Source organism: Streptomyces otsuchiensis (assembly GCF_004305975.1).
Classification (GTDB): Bacteria; Actinomycetota; Actinomycetes; order Streptomycetales; family Streptomycetaceae; genus Streptomyces; species Streptomyces otsuchiensis.
Window position 1 is genome coordinate 1 of sequence record NZ_BHZI01000672.1, and the last position, 249, is coordinate 249.

Annotated in this window: 1 protein-coding gene; it reads left to right on the plus strand. The window is 71.1% G+C overall.

Annotation, left to right across the window (positions count from 1 at the left end):
* Positions 1–249, plus strand: a 249-nt coding sequence (locus E0D90_RS26295) for a prolipoprotein diacylglyceryl transferase family protein (protein WP_174856273.1), incomplete at both ends; no start/stop codon positions are given.

The window sequence follows — 249 nt, forward strand, 5'->3', positions numbered from 1 at the left end:
GTGCGTGGGCGTCGCGGTCCTGGTCATCTGGGCGGACCGCCGGTTCCGACTCGGCCACGGCCGGGCGTTCGCGCTCTACTTCGCCGGGTACACGGCCGGCCGCTTCTGGATCGAGTACCTGCGCATCGACGAGGTCAACACCGTCCTCGGCCTGCGGCTGAACAACTGGACGGCGCTGCTGGTCTTCCTGGCCGCGGTCACCTTCCTGGTGGTCTCGGCGCGCCGCCACCCCGGTCGGGAGACCGTGGT